The sequence below is a fragment of the Actinomycetota bacterium genome, from assembly GCA_013152275.1.
Taxonomy (GTDB): domain Bacteria; phylum Actinomycetota; class Acidimicrobiia; order Spongiisociales; family UBA4744; genus BMS3Bbin01.
This window is the reverse complement of record JAADGS010000010.1, coordinates 1-17,598: the sequence shown is the minus strand read 5'-3', so window position 1 is coordinate 17,598 and position 17,598 is coordinate 1. Positions and strand designations below refer to the sequence as shown.

At 67.2% G+C, this 17,598-nt stretch carries 16 protein-coding genes and 1 pseudogene (1 of these 17 only partly in view); 4 read left to right on the top strand and 13 right to left on the bottom strand.

The window, feature by feature from the left end; translation table 11 throughout:
* The 13 genes and pseudogenes from GXP34_00510 to GXP34_00450 form a co-directional block, all read right to left on the bottom strand.
* A pseudogene (locus GXP34_00510) lies at positions 1 to 446 on the bottom strand (AMP-binding protein) (it extends 1,075 nt beyond the left edge of the window).
* Positions 446 to 1,516 (bottom strand): branched-chain amino acid ABC transporter permease, encoded by a 1,071-nt coding sequence (locus GXP34_00505; GenBank protein ID NOY54454.1) that lies wholly within the window; start codon positions 1,514 to 1,516, stop codon positions 446 to 448. The pseudogene GXP34_00510 and the gene GXP34_00505 overlap by 1 nt, the downstream one beginning before the upstream one ends.
* Positions 1,513 to 3,081, bottom strand: a complete 1,569-nt coding sequence (locus GXP34_00500; GenBank protein ID NOY54453.1) for a branched-chain amino acid ABC transporter permease — start codon at positions 3,079 to 3,081, stop codon at positions 1,513 to 1,515. Before GXP34_00500 ends, GXP34_00505 begins: the two co-directional genes overlap by 4 nt.
* On the bottom strand, positions 3,078 to 3,779 hold the full coding sequence (locus GXP34_00495; GenBank protein ID NOY54452.1) for an ABC transporter ATP-binding protein: 702 nt from the start codon (positions 3,777 to 3,779) through the stop codon (positions 3,078 to 3,080). Before GXP34_00495 ends, GXP34_00500 begins: the two co-directional genes overlap by 4 nt.
* A complete protein-coding gene (locus tag GXP34_00490; GenBank protein NOY54451.1) occupies positions 3,776 to 4,561 on the bottom strand; it encodes an ABC transporter ATP-binding protein in 786 nt (261 codons plus the stop codon). Before GXP34_00490 ends, GXP34_00495 begins: the two co-directional genes overlap by 4 nt.
* A gap of 63 nt (positions 4,562 to 4,624) precedes the next feature.
* The gene (locus GXP34_00485; protein NOY54450.1) at positions 4,625 to 6,010 is read right to left on the bottom strand and encodes an ABC transporter substrate-binding protein; all 1,386 of its coding nucleotides are present in this window, start codon (positions 6,008 to 6,010) and stop codon (positions 4,625 to 4,627) included.
* 60 nt (positions 6,011 to 6,070) lie between these two features.
* Positions 6,071 to 7,222, bottom strand: a complete 1,152-nt coding sequence (locus GXP34_00480) for an alpha/beta hydrolase (protein NOY54449.1) — start codon at positions 7,220 to 7,222, stop codon at positions 6,071 to 6,073.
* Entirely contained in the window at positions 7,120 to 7,749 is a 630-nt protein-coding gene (locus tag GXP34_00475) for a TetR/AcrR family transcriptional regulator (GenBank protein ID NOY54448.1), read from the bottom strand. Before GXP34_00475 ends, GXP34_00480 begins: the two co-directional genes overlap by 103 nt.
* A 175-nt stretch (positions 7,750 to 7,924) precedes the next feature.
* The gene (locus GXP34_00470; protein NOY54447.1) at positions 7,925 to 8,989 is read right to left on the bottom strand and encodes a hypothetical protein; all 1,065 of its coding nucleotides are present in this window, start codon (positions 8,987 to 8,989) and stop codon (positions 7,925 to 7,927) included.
* Positions 8,990 to 8,995: 6 nt separating this feature from the next.
* Positions 8,996 to 10,015, bottom strand: a complete 1,020-nt coding sequence (locus GXP34_00465) for an alpha-ketoacid dehydrogenase subunit beta (protein ID NOY54446.1) — start codon at positions 10,013 to 10,015, stop codon at positions 8,996 to 8,998.
* A gap of 13 nt (positions 10,016 to 10,028) precedes the next feature.
* Entirely contained in the window at positions 10,029 to 11,015 is a 987-nt protein-coding gene (locus GXP34_00460) for a thiamine pyrophosphate-dependent dehydrogenase E1 component subunit alpha (GenBank protein NOY54445.1), read from the bottom strand.
* Between the two features lie 188 nt (positions 11,016 to 11,203).
* Positions 11,204 to 12,598 carry a class II fumarate hydratase gene (locus GXP34_00455; protein ID NOY54444.1) on the bottom strand — a complete coding sequence of 465 codons (1,395 nt, stop codon included), beginning with the start codon at positions 12,596 to 12,598 and terminating at the stop codon, positions 11,204 to 11,206.
* A gap of 74 nt (positions 12,599 to 12,672) precedes the next feature.
* A complete protein-coding gene (locus GXP34_00450) occupies positions 12,673 to 13,143 on the bottom strand; it encodes a TlpA family protein disulfide reductase (GenBank protein NOY54443.1) in 471 nt (156 codons plus the stop codon).
* Positions 13,144 to 13,224: 81 nt separating this feature from the next.
* On the opposite strand from GXP34_00450, the gene GXP34_00445 reads away from it, so the two are divergent.
* The 4 genes from GXP34_00445 to GXP34_00430 form a co-directional block, all read left to right on the top strand.
* Positions 13,225 to 14,967, top strand: a complete 1,743-nt coding sequence (locus tag GXP34_00445) for a thiamine pyrophosphate-binding protein (protein ID NOY54442.1) — start codon at positions 13,225 to 13,227, stop codon at positions 14,965 to 14,967.
* Between the two features lie 46 nt (positions 14,968 to 15,013).
* The gene (locus tag GXP34_00440; GenBank protein NOY54441.1) at positions 15,014 to 15,880 is read left to right on the top strand and encodes a bile acid:sodium symporter family protein; all 867 of its coding nucleotides are present in this window, start codon (positions 15,014 to 15,016) and stop codon (positions 15,878 to 15,880) included.
* On the top strand, positions 15,877 to 16,833 hold the full coding sequence (locus GXP34_00435; protein ID NOY54440.1) for an SDR family oxidoreductase: 957 nt from the start codon (positions 15,877 to 15,879) through the stop codon (positions 16,831 to 16,833). The genes GXP34_00440 and GXP34_00435 overlap by 4 nt, the downstream gene beginning before the upstream one ends.
* Positions 16,820 to 17,598: SDR family oxidoreductase (locus GXP34_00430; protein NOY54439.1), on the top strand; the 779-nt coding region annotated here is incomplete at its 3' end. The genes GXP34_00435 and GXP34_00430, both read left to right, overlap by 14 nt.

Below are 17,598 nucleotides of genomic sequence, written 5' to 3'. Positions count from 1 at the left end.
CCGTCCGATGCGTGCGCGACGAGCTCTCGATAGGAGCCGTAGCCGGGCACACCGGTCGCGTCGGTGAGGATGAACCGGTCGACGCCGCCGAGCCGGTCACGTACCGCGTCGACGTGGGGCACCATCGATCTCTGGGTGATCACCGCGACGGCGTCGGAGTCGACGATCTGGTTCGAGAGGCCGCCGGCGCGCAGCAGCGGGCTGAGCGGGACCACCACGATGCCTGTCTTGGCGGCCGCCTGGTAGACCTCGAGCAGCTCCAGGGAGTTGTCGAGGACGGTCGCGACCTTGTCGCCTTTGGCGATCCCGAGCCCGCCCAGGGCGTTGGCGAGACGGTTGACCCGAACGTCGAACTCCCTGAACGTGAGACGGTGGCCCCCGAAGACGACCGCCGTCTTGTCCGGGTAGTAGCGGGCATGGCGCGCGAGCAGCGTGTCGAGGGGCATCAGGACCCCCCTCCCCCGGCGGCGGGGTGCCTGCCGGTGAGCCGCGACAGGAGTCTCCTGCGTCCGGCGGCGATCTGGAGCGATCTCGCCCGCCACGTTCCGACGATTCCGAACGGCAGGTAGAGAACCAGCGCGATGTAGGCGAGCCCGATCAGGATGTTGGAGGCGCCGCCGAACCAGCGGTCGAGGTAGAACTGCAGGAGGCGGAACACGACGGCGCCGACGACCGCTCCGCTCACCGTCCCGACCCCGCCGATGAGGATGACCAGCAGGGCGGTGACCGTCCAGCCGAGACCGGCGATGTTGGGGGTGACGATCGGCTGGTGCAGCGTGTGCAGCACACCGGCGAACGCCGCGGTTATGGACGCCACGAGCAGGGCGGTCAGCTTGAACCAGAACGTGTTGTACCCCAGCATCGAGGCGCGGTCCTCGTTCTCGCGGATCCCGGCGAGAACCTTTCCGGTCGGCGAGTCGACGAGGCGCGTGTAGACGACGTAGACGATCACCAGGATCGTGAGGGCGACGAGGTAGAAACGGAACCGCTCGGTGGTCGTGTCGAGCCAGGCGGGCGAGATGACCCCCTGAAGACCGATCTCGGCGCCGGCGTAGTCGGCCAGTTCGGTCGACTGGATGATGATCGCGAACGCGGACGCGAGGCCGAGGGTGACGAGCGCGAACGTGATCCCCTTGACGCGCGGCAGCACGATGGCGAACAGGACGGCCTGCAGGATCGCCGCGATCAGCACGACGCCGAGTGCGGGCAGGAACGCCATGTCGAAGCTGCGCAGCATGATCCCGATCGTGTAGGCGCCGACGGCGAAGAACATGGCGTGCCCGAACGACAGCAGCCCGGCGACGCCGAGGACGAGGTCGTAGCTGATCGCGTACAGGGCGAGGATGAAGATCTCGATGGCGAGACCTTCGAGGAACTTGGCGTTGCCGTCCTGGTTGCTGAGCACCGCGCCGGGGCCGGCACCGTCGACGAGGATCGACACGACGAACGGGAACACGACCGCGGCGAGCGTCACGACGATCAGCCACCGGCGGCGTCTGAGCAGGGTCGCGATCATCGTGAGCTCTTTCCGAACAGGCCGTTGGGCAGCAGCAGCAGGATCACGACCATGAGCAGCACCGTCGACGCTGGCACGAGCGGCGGAGACGGTTTGAACGGCTCGGCGAGGAACGGAAGGTCGATGCCGATCTGTCCGTAGCGGATGATGAACTGTTGGACGAGCCCGACGAGCACGGCTCCCGCCGCCGCGCCGGGGAAGCTCGTCAGCCCGCCGATCGCGAGCGCGATGAGTGCCAGCAGCAGCAGGGTGCCGCCCATCTGCGGTGACAGTCCCATCGAAGGGGCTGCGATGACACCGCCGAGGGCGGCGAGACCGGTCCCGATCGCGAACACGAGCGTGAAGACGCGCCGCACGTTGATGCCGAGCGCCTCGACCATTTCGCGGTCCTGCACACCGGCCCTGATGATCATGCCGATGCGGGTCCGCTTCAGGATCAGCGCGACGGTGACGAGCACGAGGACCCCGACCGCGATCACGAACGCCTCGTTGTAGGTCCGCACCCTCCCCCCGAACATCTTGACCGTCGAACAGCCGCTGAACAGCCCTCGGAACCCTTCGGCGGGACAACCGGCGCCGGTCCCGGCGAACGCGGCGGGTTTCGCCATCGTGAACTCGGGCCGTCCCCACACGGAGCGGACCAGTTCGATGAGGACGAACCCCAGCCCGAGAGTCACCATGAGCTGATAGATGGGACGCTCGTACAGGGGGCGGATCAGGGTCACCTCGATGATCGCGCCGAGGCCGCCGCCGAGCAGCACCGCCACGACGATCGCGAGGAGGAACCGTGTGGTCGTACTCAGGGTGAACAGCCATCCGACGACCGGGTCGCGCGCCACGAGCAGCGCGACGGCGGCGCCGGCCATCGCGAGCGAGACGGTGAGACGTCGGGGCGAGACGCGCGCCGTCCCGCCCGGCCTGCCGGCCAGGGCCTGGAGGGCGACGGCGAACACGACGACGGCGACGAGCAGGCCGACGACGACCAGGAGCGGCGACCCGGCGAACGAGCCTCTGGGCAGCGGCGCGAGGGTCCCCATGTCGATCGCCAGCGAGTAGGTGATCGGGCTCTGCGTGTACACGCCGGGGTTCCAGATCGCCAGCGGGAAGCGGGCGACCGCGGCCACCGTCCCGGCTGCACCGGCGACGAGCAGCCCCACGGCGAGCGCCTTACGTCTCCCGCCGCCGCGCAGTCGTGCGGCGCCGCGACGCAGCCACGGCATCAACACCAGCGGCGCTCCGAGCAGGAGCATCGGGACGAACACGTCGACGACCGTGTCGGGGCGTGTGTAGACGGTCCATCCGAGGTAGGCGCCGAGCATGAAGATCTCGCCGTGGGCCAGGTTCAGGACGTCCATCAGTCCGAAGATCAGTGACAGTCCCGACGCGACGAGGAAGGTGATCGCCCCGACGGCGAGACCCCGCAGGATCGTGATCAGCCAGTCTTCACGGTCCAGGCCTCCGAGCGCGGCGAGGAACAGGAATCCGAGCACGGCGAGCACGGTGATGCGTGTCCGGTTGCGGTGGAACCAGACGGCTCGCCTGGACGACGCTGTCGGGGCGGTCATGCGACCCCCAGGTAGCGGGTGATCGTTTCCTTGTCGGTGACGAGGTCGGCGATGGCGCCCGAAAGGACGCTGGTGCCCTCCTCGACGATCACGTAGTGCTCGGCGACGTAGCTCGCCACCGCGAAGTTCTGTTCGACGAGCAGCACCGTCGTGTGGTCCGAGAGCGCCCGGATCGCCTCGACCATCTGTTCGACGAGGACGGGGGCGAGGCCTTCACTCGGCTCGTCGATGAGCAGGAGGCGGTTGTCGGGAACCAGCGCCCTCGCGACGGCGAGCATCTGCTGCTGCCCGCCCGACAGTTTCGTGCCGGAGTGTCGTGCGAGGCGCTCCAGGTCGGGGAACAGCGAGAAGATGAGGTCGGCCTTGCGGGCCAGGTCGCCTTTTCGACGTTCTGCGAGACGCAGGTTCTCCTCGACGGTCAGATCGGAGAAGATCGCCCGATGCTCGGGCACGTAGCCGATCCCGAGCGTCCCGATCTCGTAGGCGGGACGCGCGGTGATGTCCTCGCCGGCGAAACGCACCGAACCGGACGAGGCCGGAGTGAGTCCCATGATCGTGCGCAGCGTGGTGGTCTTGCCGGCGCCGTTGCGTCCCAGCAGCGCGACGATGGACCCTTCGGGGACGTCCAGGGAGACGCCTTCGAGGATGTGGTATTGGCCGATGAACGTGTCGACGTCACGGAGCTCGAGCAGGTTCATGGCGTCGTGCCTTCCGGCATGCCGCCACCGAAGAGGCTGCCCAGGTAGGCGGTCTGGACGTTCTCGTCGGCGGCGACCTCTTCGGGGGACCCCTCGGTGAGGACCGAACCGTGATGCATCACCGTGATGCGATCCGAGGCGCTCATGACCACATTCATGTTGTGTTCGACGAGCACGACCGTCTTGTCGCCGGCCTCCTGGATGGAGGCGATGAGGCGCATCAGCCCGGGGACCTGCTCGGCGGCCATCCCCGCGGTGGGCTCGTCGAGCATGAGCACCTCCGGGTTCGGGGCGAGGATCATGCCGAGTTCGAGCTTCCGCTGGTCGCCGTGGGGCAGGGCGCGTGCGGGGAACGCCGCCCGGTCGGCGAGCTCCACCAGGTCGAGCACCTCGGCGGCACGATCCAGATAGGAGGTGAACTTGCGGTGGGAGCGCAGGATTCGAAAGTTGTCGTGGCCCATCGCCTGGGCGGCGAGGCGCACGTTCTCCAGGACGGTGAGGTTGGGGAACAGGTTGGTGATCTGGAACGAGCGGCCGATCCCCAGGTGGATGGCCCGGTGGGCGTGCAGACGGGTGATGTCCCTGCCTTTGTACAGCACCTGGCCGCGGGTGGGTTGCATCGTGCCGCTGATCAGGTTGAACAGGGTGGTCTTGCCCGCCCCGTTCGGACCGATGATCGAGTGGAAGGCACCCGCTTCGATGCGAATGTCCACGTCGTCGACCGCGACGAGCGCGTCGAACTCCTTGCGAAGTCCGCGCGTCTCGAGAATGACCTCACCCACCGTCACATCTCCATAGGTGTGGGGGACGGACCGGACCGTCCGGTCCGCCCCCGGCGTATCGGATCAGTTCCCGCTCAGGCTTCCCACCGGCAGATCGCCGCACCGGGACTTGTACTCGCCTTCGAGCAGGCAGGGCGGCTCGGGCCGCAGTGTCTCCACGTAGTCGAAGTAGCGGAACTCCGGATCGTCGACGTTCTTGAGCGTCACGACGTACATGTCCTGGATCGCAACGTGATCCTCGGGACGGATGAAGATCGTGCCCTTGGGGCCGTCGAACTGCAACCCTTCCATGGCGGAGCGTAGCGAGTCGGCGTCGGCCGCCCCACCGGTGGCCTCGAGTGCCGCAACGACGAGGAGCGCCGCGTTCATCCCGTCGGCGTCGAACAGATCAGGGTATGTCGAGAACTGGGCCTGGTCCTGATCGACGAGGTAGTCGTTGATCGGGTTGTTCGGCAGGGTGTAGTGGTACAGGATCGTCGAGGTCGAGCCGATCGCGTTCTTGAAGAACACGGGCAGCACGACGTTGTCGACGAACGGTGACACGAGCACCTTGTTGTCGAGCACACCGAGGTCCACGGCGGCCTGGAGCAACGGGACGAACCCGCCGCCGGCCCAGGTCACGAGGAGGGCTTGGGCGTCGACGTCGGCGATCTGCTCCATGTAGGGGGTGAAGTCGGTCGTGTCGGCCGGAGCGAACACGTCGTCGGCCGGGAACGTCCCGCCGTAGAAGGTGCATGCGTCACGCAGCGCCGCGGCGCCACCACGCCCGAAGGAGTAGTCGGGGGCGATCTGCACGAACGTGCTGTACTCCTTGGTGAGGTACTGGCAGAGCGCGATCGCGTCCTGGTAGTTGTTGCGGGACACGCGGAACGTGTTCGGGTTGAAGTTGGCACCGGTCAGGTCGTTGGCCGCCGCCGGTGCGGCGATCAGGATGACGTCGTTCTCTCGGGCGATCTCCTGCAGCGTGGCGGTCACGCCGGAGCTGACCGTCCCGATGAGGATGTCGGCGCCTTCGACCTCGATGAGCTCGCGGGCGTCCGTGGCGCTCATCTCGGGGTTGGTCTGGTCGTCCTTGAAGACGACACGGATCTCACAGTTGTCCAGCTTGTAGACGCCGTCGGTCCCGGCGGCGCCGGTCGCGTACTCGAATCCGATCGGCACGCCTCGCAGGATGTGTGCACCGTAGATCGCCAGCGGGCCGGTCTGGTCGGTGATCACGCCCACCGTGACGGGCTTGTCACAGTTGACACCGCCGGCCGCCGCCTGCGCGGCCGTCGTGCTCGTCGCAGCCTGTGTCGTGCTCGTCACGGCCTGTGTCGTGCTCGTTGCCGCCTGCGTCGTGGTCGTTGCCGCCTGCGTCGTGGTCGTCGTGGCCCCGCTCGTGCACGCCACCGCGATGACCGCCATCACGATGAGCAGCGCCGGGAGCCGCAGTCGGTTGATTCTCATTCGTTCCTCCTCATTACCTACTGGATTGGGGATGGGGGCGAGATGTGTCGTTGAACGTTGTTACCCATGGGATTGGAGATAGGGGTGAAATGTGGCGTTGAACTCGTCGGGCCGCTCGAGGAACGGCATGTGTCCCGCCCGATCGATGACGACCTCCTCGTACGTGCCGCCGGCCGCCGCGTAGGCGTCGAGCATGTGCCGGATCTGGGCCACCATCGGCTGGGGCGGATAGACGTCGGCGCCCGGGTAGTTGGGGATCACCCCGGTCGGGCCGAGCGTCCCCAGGTCGGTGATCGACGCGTCGGAGACGATGCGGTCGCCGGCGCCTCGTATCCACAGGATCGGCGGTTTCGGTGCGGCTGCGACGACGCCGGCCGCCTCCGCGGTGAACTTGGGCGACAGGGCGTTGTTGGGGCCCCACACGCCGGGGGCGACGAACGGCCAGTTGGGCGATTCGACGGCGTCGCCCGGATAGTCGTGCTCGCCGAGGTGGGTGGCGAGCATGGCGTCGACGATGGCGTCCTCACGATCCAGGACCCGGGGCTCGGCGAGCAGGGCGGTGCGCAGCATCGAGCGGGGGGAGAACATCGAGTCGGTGGAGCGGTCGCCCGAGGCGAGGAGACGGACGAACTCGGGGTTGATGAGCCCGGCCCCGGAGCCCGCGTAATCGTCCCAGCAGGGGGTCCCTTCGGCGTCTTTGGTGCTGCCGAAACCGAACGGTGAGCCGGGATCGACCTGTGTGACGGTGATCCAGCGGCTCGCGTGCTCGGCGATGAGGCGCCATGCGACGACGCCGCCGAGCGAGTTGCCGACGAGGTGGGCGCGCTCGATGCCGAGCTGGTCGAGCAGGGCGATCGTGTCCTCGGCGAGGTCCCCGAGGCCACGGGTCGCGTCGATCTTCGCGTCGGGGTCGGCGTCACCGAACCCGCGTTGGTCCGCGGCGATCGCCCGGTAGCCCGCCGGGAGGGAGATCATCGTCGATTCCCACCAGGTCGCCGACGACAGGTTGCCGTGCAGGAAGAGCACCGGGGTCCCGCCGTCGGGGCCGCATGTCAGCACCCTGGTCCTGATCCTGGAGGTGGTGATCGTGCTCGCACGAATGTCTCTGGTCACCGTGTCGTTCCCTTCTGGGCGTCGAGGCCCCGTTCGACGAAGCCGATGATCTGTTCGAATACGTCGTCGGGGGGTGGCCGTCCCTCGCCGAGCACCCATTGGCCTCCGGTGAATTCGGCGATGCCCATGAGCACGTAGGAGATGGTGTGGACGTCGAGGTCCGGGCGGAGCTGGCCGTCGGCGATCGCCGCCTCGAGGCCCTTGACGTAGCCTTCGGCGAGGCGCCCGTAGTGCCAGCGGTAGATCTCGGGGCTGACGAACTCGGCCTCGCGCACGATCTTGTAGAGGGCGTTGTGGCGTGACACGTAGTCGTAGAAGGTGCGAAAGCCCGTCCGTTCGATCGCGATGCGGTCGGTGAGGCCCTCGATCGACATTGCGATGGCCTTGCGCAGTCCGTGGTTCAGCTCTTTCACCAGCTCGATGAAGGCCGCCTTCTTGTCGGGGAAGTAGACGTAGAAGGTGCCCTGGGCGACGCCGGCGCGCCGTGTGATCTCCGCGACCGAGGCCCGCTCGTAGGTGAACTCGCCGAAGACCTCTTCGGCGGCGTCGAGCAGTGCCTGGCGGGTCGCTCTTCCGCGCGCGGTGGGCGGAAGTGTGACGCTATCCGAAGTTGAGACCTGATTCACCTTTCATATTGTGGCGCGCAATTGTCGTCCGCGTCGTGGGAAGGGGTAGTTGGTTTTCGCGATCTCCCGCCCCTCGCGCTGAACCCAGGGCTCAGGGGGGTCGCCACGACCCCTACGAGCCCTGGGTTCAGATGAGTACAGGCGCGTACTCGGCAGACTCCCAGAGGTCGAGTTGTTAGCTACGCACCGCCAACAGCTCGCCGACACGCTGGAGGAACGCGGCGGCAGGCGCCCCATCCACGAATGCGTGATCGAACGTCAGCGACAGCACCACACGAGTCTCGGCGATCACCGCCCCGTCTTGGTCGAATCCCGGGCCGGTGCGCACCGCTCCCACGCCGAGGATCGCCACCTGGGGAAGGTTGATGATCGGTGTGAATCCGTCGATCCCCCACCGCCCCAGATTGGTCACCGTGAACGTACCGCCCTCGAAGTCGACTGCCGCCAGCTCCTTGGCCGCCGCCCGGCCCGCCAACTCTGCGATCTCTTCGGCGATTTCGCCCACCGTCCGGCCGGCCGGGCTCCTCACGACCGGAGCCACCAAGCCGTCGTCGGTCTGCACCGCCACGGCCACATGCGCGGTCGTAGCCGCGGTGAACCGGTCCCCTTCGCGCACGCCGTTCAACGCGGGATGCTCCTGCAGCGCGACCGCCGCCGCCTTCACGACGGACGCGGTGACGTGCGCCGGGACACCGCCGCTCAGCACGATGGACGAATGGAGTGTGACCGGGGCCGTCTCCAGGTGCCCCCGCCGCATGTTGCGAGCGACGACTTCGCGAAGGCCCGCGAGCGCGACCCCGGTGTCGGGCGCGCCACGTTCGGCTTCGACAGAACGCACATCCGCCTCGGTGATCCGGCCTCCCGGCCCGGAGCCGGACAGACCGGCCAGGTCGACGCCGAGCTCCCTGGCGAGCCGCCGTGCGGCGGGTGAGGCGAGCGTTGGCGGCGCCTCTCCGACCGCCTCGGGCACGCGAGTCGGGGTCGCCGCCACAGGAGGTCCTTCTCCTGCGGCGGCTATCCGGCAGATCGGCGTTCCCTGCGCCACCGGTTCATTGATGTCGACCGGGTCGACCACAAGACCGGCGGCAGGAGCGCGGACTTCCGCGGCCACCTTCTCCGCCTGGACCTCGGCGATGAGCTGGCCGTCCTCACATGGTTGGCCTTCGTCGACGAACCAGGCCGTCACGACGGCATCCTCTCCGGCGTCGGTGATCACCGGCATGAGCACATCGATGGCCATGTGGGCTCAGCCCGTCGTCAATCGTTCGATTCCGGCGACGATCCGCCGTACCGACGGCAACGTCCATTCCTCCAGCGGGTGGCTGTAGGGGATCGGCACGTCGGGCGTCGCCACGCGCACGGGCGGCGCATCGAGATAGTCGAATGCACCCTCCACGGCCGTGGTGATCACCTCACCGCTCATCCCGAAGCTCTGGTAATCCTCGTCCACCACCATCAGACGATGGGTCTTGCGGACGCTCGCCACGATCGCTTCACGATCGAGCGGCACCAGCGAACGAAGGTCGAGCACCTCGGCGGAGATCCCCTTCTCTTCGAGCAGTTCGGCGGCATCCAGCGCCCGGTGCACCGACAGCCCGACCGTCGCCACGGTCACATCGTTGCCCGGCCGAGCGATCGCCGCCTTGCCGATCGGGACTTCGTATGCCTCCTCCGGGACCGGGCCGGTGGCCCGAGGATTGTTCGTCATCCAGCCCAGGCCGAGAACGCCTTTGTGGAACATGTAGATGACGGGGTTGTCCTCTCTGATCGCCGAGATCATCAGTCCCTTGGCGTCGTAGGGATTGGAGGGAACGACGACCTTCATCCCGGGCAGATGCGCGAACGTTCCCCACAGCGTCTGCGAGTGCTGTCCGGCGTCCGAATAGCCGCCACCCACGGCGGTCATGAGCACCATCGGCACCTTGACGTTGCCGCCGCTGAAGTAGTGGATCTTCGCCATGTTGTTGTAGATCTGATCCATGCACACGCCGAAGAAGTCCACGAACATGAGCTCGGCGATCGGGCGGAGCCCGTTGACGGCGGCTCCGACGGCCGCGCCGATGAATCCGGTCTCGGAAATCGGTGTGTCCATCACTCGTTGCGGACCGAAGCGATCCAGGAGACCCTCGGTGGACCCGAAGATGCCCCCATAGACGCCGACGTCCTCACCCATGACGAGGACCGATTCGTCGCGTTCCAGCTCGAGGGCGATGGCTTCCGCGATCGCCTTCTGGGTGGTCAGTTTGCGGTCGGTTGCTGTTGTCATGCGACCTCCCCTCTCAAGCGAAGACGTGGTTGAGAGCGTCCTCGGGCTGCGGATACGGGCTCGACTGGGCAAACTCCAGGGCCTCCTCCACTTCGCCGTACATCCGCTCACGGATACTGTCGACATCCGATTCGCTCAGGACCCCCTCGTCGAGAAGTCGCCGACCGAAGGTGACCAGCGGATCTCGCTCCGCCATGGCCTTCTTGAACTCGTCGCTGCGATACGCGTCGGCGTCGCCCTCGAAGTGCCCCCACAAGCGATCGGTCTTCACCTCGATGAGGGTCGGCCCGCCTCCGCTTCGCGCCCGGCGGATCGCCTCCCCCACGGCTTCGTACACGCCCACGGGGTCGTTGTCCTCGACGAGGACGCCGGGGATCCCGTACGCGCACGCGCGGTCGCTGTTGTTCGGGATGGCCGTGGCGGCGGCCTTGGGCACCGAGATGGCGTAGCCGTTGTCTTCACAGATGAACACGACGGGGAGGTTCCAGGTTGCCGCCAGGTTGAGCGACTCGTGGAATGCACCCTGATTGGCTGCGCCGTCGCCGAAGAACGACAACGCCACGTTGTCGGTGCCGCGCCGACTGAACGCCAGCGCCGCACCACAGGCGACCGGCATGCCCTCGCCGATGATCCCCGAGCAGCCGAAGTTCGGTTCGACCGAGAACAGGTGCATGTGGCCGCCCTTGCCGTGGCCCAACCCCGTCTCTCTCCCGAAGATCTCCGCCGCCATTTTCTTGAGGTCGACACCCTGCGCGATGGCTACGTGGTGGGGTCTGTGGGTGGCGGTGATCGCGTCGCCCGCCTTCAAGTGCGGTTTCACGCCGACCGCCACCGGCTCTTGGCCGGCCGAGAGATGCATCTCTCCTGGGATGAGGCCCGCCGCGATGTCGAATGCCGGAAGTTTGTCCTCGAAGTAGATCTCCCTGATCCGCTCCTCGAAGCGTCGTATTTTCACCATGGTCTCATACATGTCGACCAGATGATCTCGCGGAATGTCCATCGCACCTCCTGCAGTTGGCCATGCGTGTCCGACTCGAGGGATCGGCGATGGGCCGGCCCTCACGATCCCAACATACCCCTCCATCGACCCTATTGACGGATGGAACGATCACACTCTTCCAGTGCGCGCTGAACCCAGGGCTCAGGGGGGTCGCCACGACCCCTACGAACCCTGGGTTCAATGGGGGGTTAGAGGACGCCGCCCTCGGTCATCTTTTTCAGGTCGAGGACTTTGTCGAGTTCCTCGGCGGACAGCCCACTCATCTCGAGCGCGACCTCGCGCACACCGCGGTTGGTGTCCATCGCCACGTGGGCGATGTCGGCCGCCTTGTCGTACCCGACGTGCGGCGCCAGCGCCGTGATGATGATGATGTCACGTTCGACCAGCTCGGTCGCCCGCTCCACGTTCGCCTCGATCCCGTCGACACACTTCTCGGCGAGCACCGTCGACACGTTGGCGAGCAGGTCGATCGACTCGATGAGGTTGTAACTCATCAGCGGCATCATCACGTTCAGCTCGAAGTTGCCGTTCGCCCCGCCCCACGTCACCGACACGTCGTTGCCGATCACCTGTCCGGCGACCTGCATGACCGCCTCCGGGATGACCGGGTTGATCTTGCCCGGCATGATCGACGAGCCCGGCTGCAACGTCGGGAGCCGGATCTCACCGATCGCGGTGCGGGGGCCCGACGACAGCCAGCGCAGATCGTTGGCGATCTTGAACAGCGACGTCGCAACCGTCTTCAGCATGCCCGACGTCGCCACGACCGCGTCCTTGGCGGCCTGGGCCTCGAAGTGGTTGTCGGCTTCACGGAACGGATAGCCGGAGCGGTCGGCGATGTGGCGGATCATCAGCGGCACGAGGCCGACCGGTGCGTTGAGCCCGGTACCGACCGCGGTGCCGCCCAGCGCCAGCTCCTCCAGCTCGGGTAGGACCTTCTCCATACGTTCGGCGCCCTTGTGGATCTGGGTGGCGTAGCCGGAGAACTCCTGGCCGAGCGTCACCGGGGTGGCGTCCATCAGGTGGGTGCGTCCCGTCTTGACGACGTCCTTGAACTCCTCGGCCTTCGCGTCGAGCGAGGCGGCGAGCTTGCCCAGGGCCGGAAGGAGGTCTTCCCGCACGGCGCCCGTGGCAGCAATATGGATGGCCGTCGGGATCACGTCGTTGGAGGACTGCCCGTTGTTGACATGGTCGTTCGGGTGCACGAGCTTGGAGCCCAGCTCCCCACCGAGGATCTCCGTCGCCCGGTTGGCGATCACCTCGTTGGCGTTCATGTTCGTCGACGTGCCGGACCCGGTCTGGAAGATGTCGACGACGAACTCGGCGTCGAGCTTGCCGTCCATGACCTCGTCGCAGGCCTGCATCACGGCGTCGGCCTTCTCGGCGTCGTAGCGGCCCATTTCCTTGTTGGCCTTCGCGGCGGCCCATTTGATCAGCCCGAGCGCCCAGATGAACCGGCGTCCGAACCGCAGCTTGGAGATCGGGAAGTTCTCGACGGCACGCTGGGTCGACGCCCCGTAGTAGGCGCCGGCGGGCACCTGCATCTCGCCCATCGAGTCCCGCTCGATGCGATAGTCCACGATTCACTCCTCTCATCGATCGGAGGCGACAGCCCCCACCATCTCGAGTCCTCTACCTAGAGGACGTTCTTTCCACTTCAACCGGGTTTCAGCACCGGGAGGTCGTCGGCACCGACGAGCGCAGGCTTCCTGCCCGCGAGCGTGGCGAGCAGCGTCTCGAGTTCCTCGGCCTTGGCACGCATCCATCCGTGCGTCGACCAGGTCACGTGCCCATGCTCGATCAGGGCCAGCGACGGCACGGCGATCACACCGAACGCGTTCGACATCGCATACGGAGGCTCGTCGTACAGGGTCTCGAAACCGACGCCCAGATCCTCGAAGAACGCATCGGTGAGCGCCGGAGGGTCCTGCGAAACGGCCAGGATCTTCACCGCAGGCTCGTACCGGCGCCAGTGATCGAACACCGGCAGCGCCAGCCGGCAGGTGGAGCATGTGGTCTTGAAAACGATCACGAGCGTCGGCCGGTCGAGGAGATCGTACAGCGCATATCGCCTCCCGTCGCGGTCCAGCAGACGTGTATCCGGCACCCGGTTTCCCGATTCGATCATCGTGACGCGAAGGTTAGTCCCGGCTCTCGGGGGCCCCGCCGCCGCCCGCCCGTTAGGCTCGCACCGGTACAGGAGGTGGGAATGGGCTCTGTGACCGGTGGCGACCTGATCGCCGACGTGCTCGTCGCGGAAGGCGTCGAGAAGGTATTCGGCCTGCCGGACGGCACCTACATGGGACTGCTCAACGGTCTCGAAACCAAGGGGATCCCGCTCGTGACGCCCCGGCACGAGACGACCGCGCTGCACATGGCGGGCGCCTACGCCAGGCTCACCGGCCGACTCGGTGTCGCCATCGCGAGCAACGGCCCCGGCGTCGCCAACGCACTCCCCGGCATCGCCGTCGAGAACGCGGAAGGCAACCGGGTCCTGCTGATCACGAGCTCGCGGCGTTTGGCGATCACCGACCCCGACCGGGGCGGCGCCTACCAGTACTTCGATCAGGTCGGAGCGATCACGATTGCGAAATGGTCCGCACGCGCATCCTCGGCAGGGCGTGTTCCGGAGCTCCTGCGCACCGCACTGCGCGAGTCGTTCCGCGGCCGCCCCGGGGTCGTGCACCTCGACGTTCCCCAGAACATCATGAACGGCAAGACCAGGCCGGCACCCGTGTGGCAGCCGCGCCGGTACCGGCGCGTCGAACCTCTCCTGCCGGACCCCCAACTCGTCGAGCGGGCCGCCCAGCGCCTTGCCGAGGCCACCCTGCCGATCATCCATGCGGGCGGCGGCCTCATCCATGCCCGAGCCTACGATCGGCTCGCCACCGTCGCCGAGCTGCTGCACGCTCCGGTCACGACCTCGTGGAGCGGGCGGGGATCGATGTCGGAGACCTCCCCGCTCGTGTGGCCGATCACCGCCATCGAGGCGACCAACGAGGTGCGCAACGCCGCGGACGTCGTCCTCGTACTCGGCTCACGCATCGGCGAGACCGACTGGTGGGGCAAGGCACCCTACTGGCGTCAGGATCAGCAGGTGATCCAGGTCGATGTCGACGAGGCGGCGTTCGGAGTGAACAGGCCGGTCGATCTGGCCATATCGAGCGACGCCGGGGCGTTCCTCGAAGCGCTCGCCAAGGCGCTCGAAGGAAAACAGGACGACACGCTTGTCGAGGCGCGCCGATCCGAAGTGGACCGGCTCATCGCTTCACGCACCGAGAAGGACGCCAAGCTCGCCAAGCACCTCGAGGACCGCTCCGTCCCGATGAACACCGCACACGTCCCCGCCACGTGCATGGAGGTCTTCGACGACGACGCGATCTTCGTCGTCGACGGCGGCAACACGGCGGTGTGGGCGAACTTCTTCCTGCGGGTGCGCACCCCCGGCACGATGCTGTCGACCCCGCACTTCGGGATGCTGGGCGCCGGCCTCGGGCAGGCCCTCGGGGCCGCGGAGGCGTTCGGCGACCGTCAGGTGTGTTGCATCATCGGGGACGGGGCCTTCGGGTTCCACCTGCAGGAGATCGAGACCGCGGTCCGCAACGGCAACCACATCGTGTTCCTGGTCGTCAGCGACCGCCAGTGGGGAATGGTCAAGATGTCCCAGTCGATGGCCCGGCACCCGGTCAAGATGCTGGTCCGCAAGTCGCTCGACCCGGACGAGACGATCAACACCGAGCTCGGCGAGATCGGCTACGACGCCATGGCCCGATCGATGGGTGCGCACGGCGAGCGGGTCGCCGACCCCGCACAGTTGCGCCCGGCGATCGAGCGGAGTCTCGCCGTGGGAGGGTGCGCGGTCGTCCACGTCGATGTCGACCCGAAGAAGCACCTGTGGGCGCCAGGGTTGATGCACTTCAAGAAGATGCACGAAGAGCCGGAAGGGAAATGACGTGATCGATCAGCTCACCCTGAACTTCGACAAGAGCAGCCTGCTCATGCTGAACGTCCTCATCGGCCTGATGATGCTCGGCATGGCCATGGACCTCGACATCGAAGACTTCAAGCGACTCGTGCGCCAGCCCAAGCCGCCGGCGATCGGCCTCGGCGCCCAGTTCATCCTGCTTCCGGCGTTCACGTACCTGCTCACCCTGATCCTGCATCCGGCGCCGTCGATCGCTCTCGGCATGATCCTCGTGGCGTCGTGCCCGGGCGGGAACCTGTCGAACCTGATGACCTACCTGGCGGGCGGCAACGCTCCCCTGTCGGTCGGGATGACGGCGGTCTCCACCGCGGCGGCCATCGTGATGACCCCCCTCAACTTCGCGTTCTGGGGCGGTCTCAACCCGGACACCGCCGAGATCCTCAAGCGGGTCTCCCTCGGGCCACTCGACCTGTTCATGACGATCTTCGTGATCCTCGGCATCCCCCTCGTGGTCGGCATGGTGATCGCACGGCGGTGGCCCGGGATCGCCGCGAAGGTTCGGGGACCGTTCAAGACCGTCTCGGTGATCGTGTTCATGGGGTTCGTGGCCGTCGCCCTGGCGAACAACTGGAACAACTTCGTCACCTACATCGGGTTCGTCGTGTTCGCCGTCTTCCTCCACAACACGCTGGCCTTCTCCCTCGGCAACGTCGCCGGCCGGTTTGCCCGCCTCAACCAGCGTGATCTGCGGGCCGTCACCATCGAGGTCGGCTTGCAGAACTCCGCCCTCGCGCTGATTCTGATCTTCAACTTCTTCGACGGGCTCGGCGGCATGGCACTCATCGCGGCGTGGTGGGGCATCTGGCACATCATCGCGGGGCTGACCCTCGCCGGCTTCTGGTCCCGCAGACCGGTCGAGATCGAGACCGCCACGGCATGACCCGATCGGTCCTCGTCACCGGCGCCGGCGGATACGTCGGAAGCCTGCTGATCGAATCGCTCGCCGCCGATCCGGGCCGGCTCACGACGATCGTCGCGATGGATGTTCGCGAACCCGCCGAGCGGCTCGACGGCATCACCTACGTCACCATGGACATCCGCGACCCGTCGCTGAGGCAGGTCCTCGGCGAACACGACGTCGGCACCGTCGTGCACCTCGCGGCGATCGTGACACCGGGTCGCACACCGGATCGGGACCTCGAGTACTCGATCGACGTGGGCGGCACCGAGAACGTGCTCGAGTCGTGTCTCGGCGCCGGGGTGCGCAAGGTGATCGTGTCGTCCTCCGGTGCCGCCTACGGATACCACGCAGACAACCCGGAGTGGCTCGACGAGGACGATGCGCTGCGCGGCAACGTCGAGTTCGCGTACGCGGACCACAAGCGGCAGGTGGAGGAGATGCTGGCGGCGTGGCGCTCCAGGCACCCCGAGCTGGGCCAGCTCGTCTTCCGTCCCGGAACCATCCTCGGACGGGGCACCCGCAACCAGATCACCGACCTGTTCGACCGGCCGATCATCATGGGAATCCGCGGGGCTGCGACACCGTTCGTACTCATCTGGGACCACGACGTCGTCGGGTGCCTGCGACGCGGGATCTTCACCGACCTGACCGGCGTGTTCAACCTCGCCGGCGACGGGGTCCTCACCCTCGCCGAGATGGCCGAACGGATGGGCAAACGCTACGTGGCGATGCCCGCCGGGGTCGTGCGAACGGCGCTGGCGGTGCTGCGGCGTCTGCGCCTCACCCAGTACGGGCCCGAACAGGTCGATTTCCTCTGCTACCGACCGGTCCTGGCGAACCGGCGGCTGAAGGACGAGTTCGGCTACGTGCCCCGCAAGACCACGTCGGAGGTCTTCGACGAGTTCCTGGCAGGACGCCGTGGCGGGCCGTGACCTGACCGGCGCCGTCGTGGTGATCACCGGAGCCGCGGGAGGCCTCGGGACGGCGATGGCCCGGCGTTTCACCGAGGCCGGGGCGCGCCCGGTCCTGTTCGACGTCGACGAGGCGGGACTCGCCGCTCTCGGTTCGCAGCTGCCGGCCGCCGTGACGGTGGTGTGCGATCTGACCGACTCCGAGCAGGTCGAGGCCGCGATGGCTGACGTTGTCACGAGCCTCGGCGGTGTCGACGTGCTGATCAACAACGCCGGTCTCACGCACCGCAGCGCGTTCGCCGACACCGAGGTCTCGGTGTTGCGCCGCGTCATGGAGGTCAACTACTTCGGGGCGGTGCACGCCACGAAGGCGGCCCTCGCCTCGATCGTCGAGCGGCACGGAGCGATCGTGGCGATCAGTTCGGTGGCAGGGTTCGCTCCCCTGCTCGGCCGCAGCGGCTATGTGGCGTCCAAGCATGCCCTCGGCGGGTTCCTCGAAACGCTGCGCGCCGAGCTGCGCGGCACCGGCGTCGACGTGACGATCGTTGCTCCCACCTTTGTCGACACCCCGTTTCGTTTCCGCACCCTCGACGGGGACGGGTCGATCACGGATCATCCCCAGTCGCGGGTCGGGTCGATGCTGTCCCCCGAGCAGGTCGCCGACGCGGTCCTCCGCGCCGTCGAGCGTCGCCGTCGTTTCGTGGTGCTCGGAAGGGTCGGCAAGCTGACCCGGTTCCTCGTTCGCGTCGCCCCCGCGCTGTATGAACGGTTGATGGCCCGCTCGCT

What these genes read in the sequence shown, in the direction of transcription:
- GXP34_00445 (NOY54442.1), top strand. Translation starts at nt 13,225, where the DNA reads ATGGGCTCTGTGACCGGTGGCGACCTGATCGCCGACGTGCTCGTCGCG.
- GXP34_00435 (NOY54440.1), top strand. Translation starts at nt 15,877, where the DNA reads ATGACCCGATCGGTCCTCGTCACCGGCGCCGGCGGATACGTCGGAAGC.
- GXP34_00440 (NOY54441.1), top strand. Translation starts at nt 15,014, where the DNA reads ATGCTGAACGTCCTCATCGGCCTGATGATGCTCGGCATGGCCATGGAC.
- GXP34_00480 (NOY54449.1), bottom strand. Translation starts at nt 7,222, where the DNA reads ATGGGTGCTCGGCGAGGGACGGCCACCCCCCGACGACGTATTCGAACA.
- GXP34_00465 (NOY54446.1), bottom strand. Translation starts at nt 10,015, where the DNA reads ATGACAACAGCAACCGACCGCAAACTGACCACCCAGAAGGCGATCGCG.
- GXP34_00485 (NOY54450.1), bottom strand. Translation starts at nt 6,010, where the DNA reads ATGAGAATCAACCGACTGCGGCTCCCGGCGCTGCTCATCGTGATGGCG.
- GXP34_00460 (NOY54445.1), bottom strand. Translation starts at nt 11,015, where the DNA reads ATGGACATTCCGCGAGATCATCTGGTCGACATGTATGAGACCATGGTG.
- GXP34_00500 (NOY54453.1), bottom strand. Translation starts at nt 3,081, where the DNA reads ATGACCGCCCCGACAGCGTCGTCCAGGCGAGCCGTCTGGTTCCACCGC.
- GXP34_00495 (NOY54452.1), bottom strand. Translation starts at nt 3,779, where the DNA reads ATGAACCTGCTCGAGCTCCGTGACGTCGACACGTTCATCGGCCAATAC.
- GXP34_00450 (NOY54443.1), bottom strand. Translation starts at nt 13,143, where the DNA reads ATGATCGAATCGGGAAACCGGGTGCCGGATACACGTCTGCTGGACCGC.
- GXP34_00470 (NOY54447.1), bottom strand. Translation starts at nt 8,989, where the DNA reads ATGGCCATCGATGTGCTCATGCCGGTGATCACCGACGCCGGAGAGGAT.
- GXP34_00505 (NOY54454.1), bottom strand. Translation starts at nt 1,516, where the DNA reads ATGATCGCGACCCTGCTCAGACGCCGCCGGTGGCTGATCGTCGTGACG.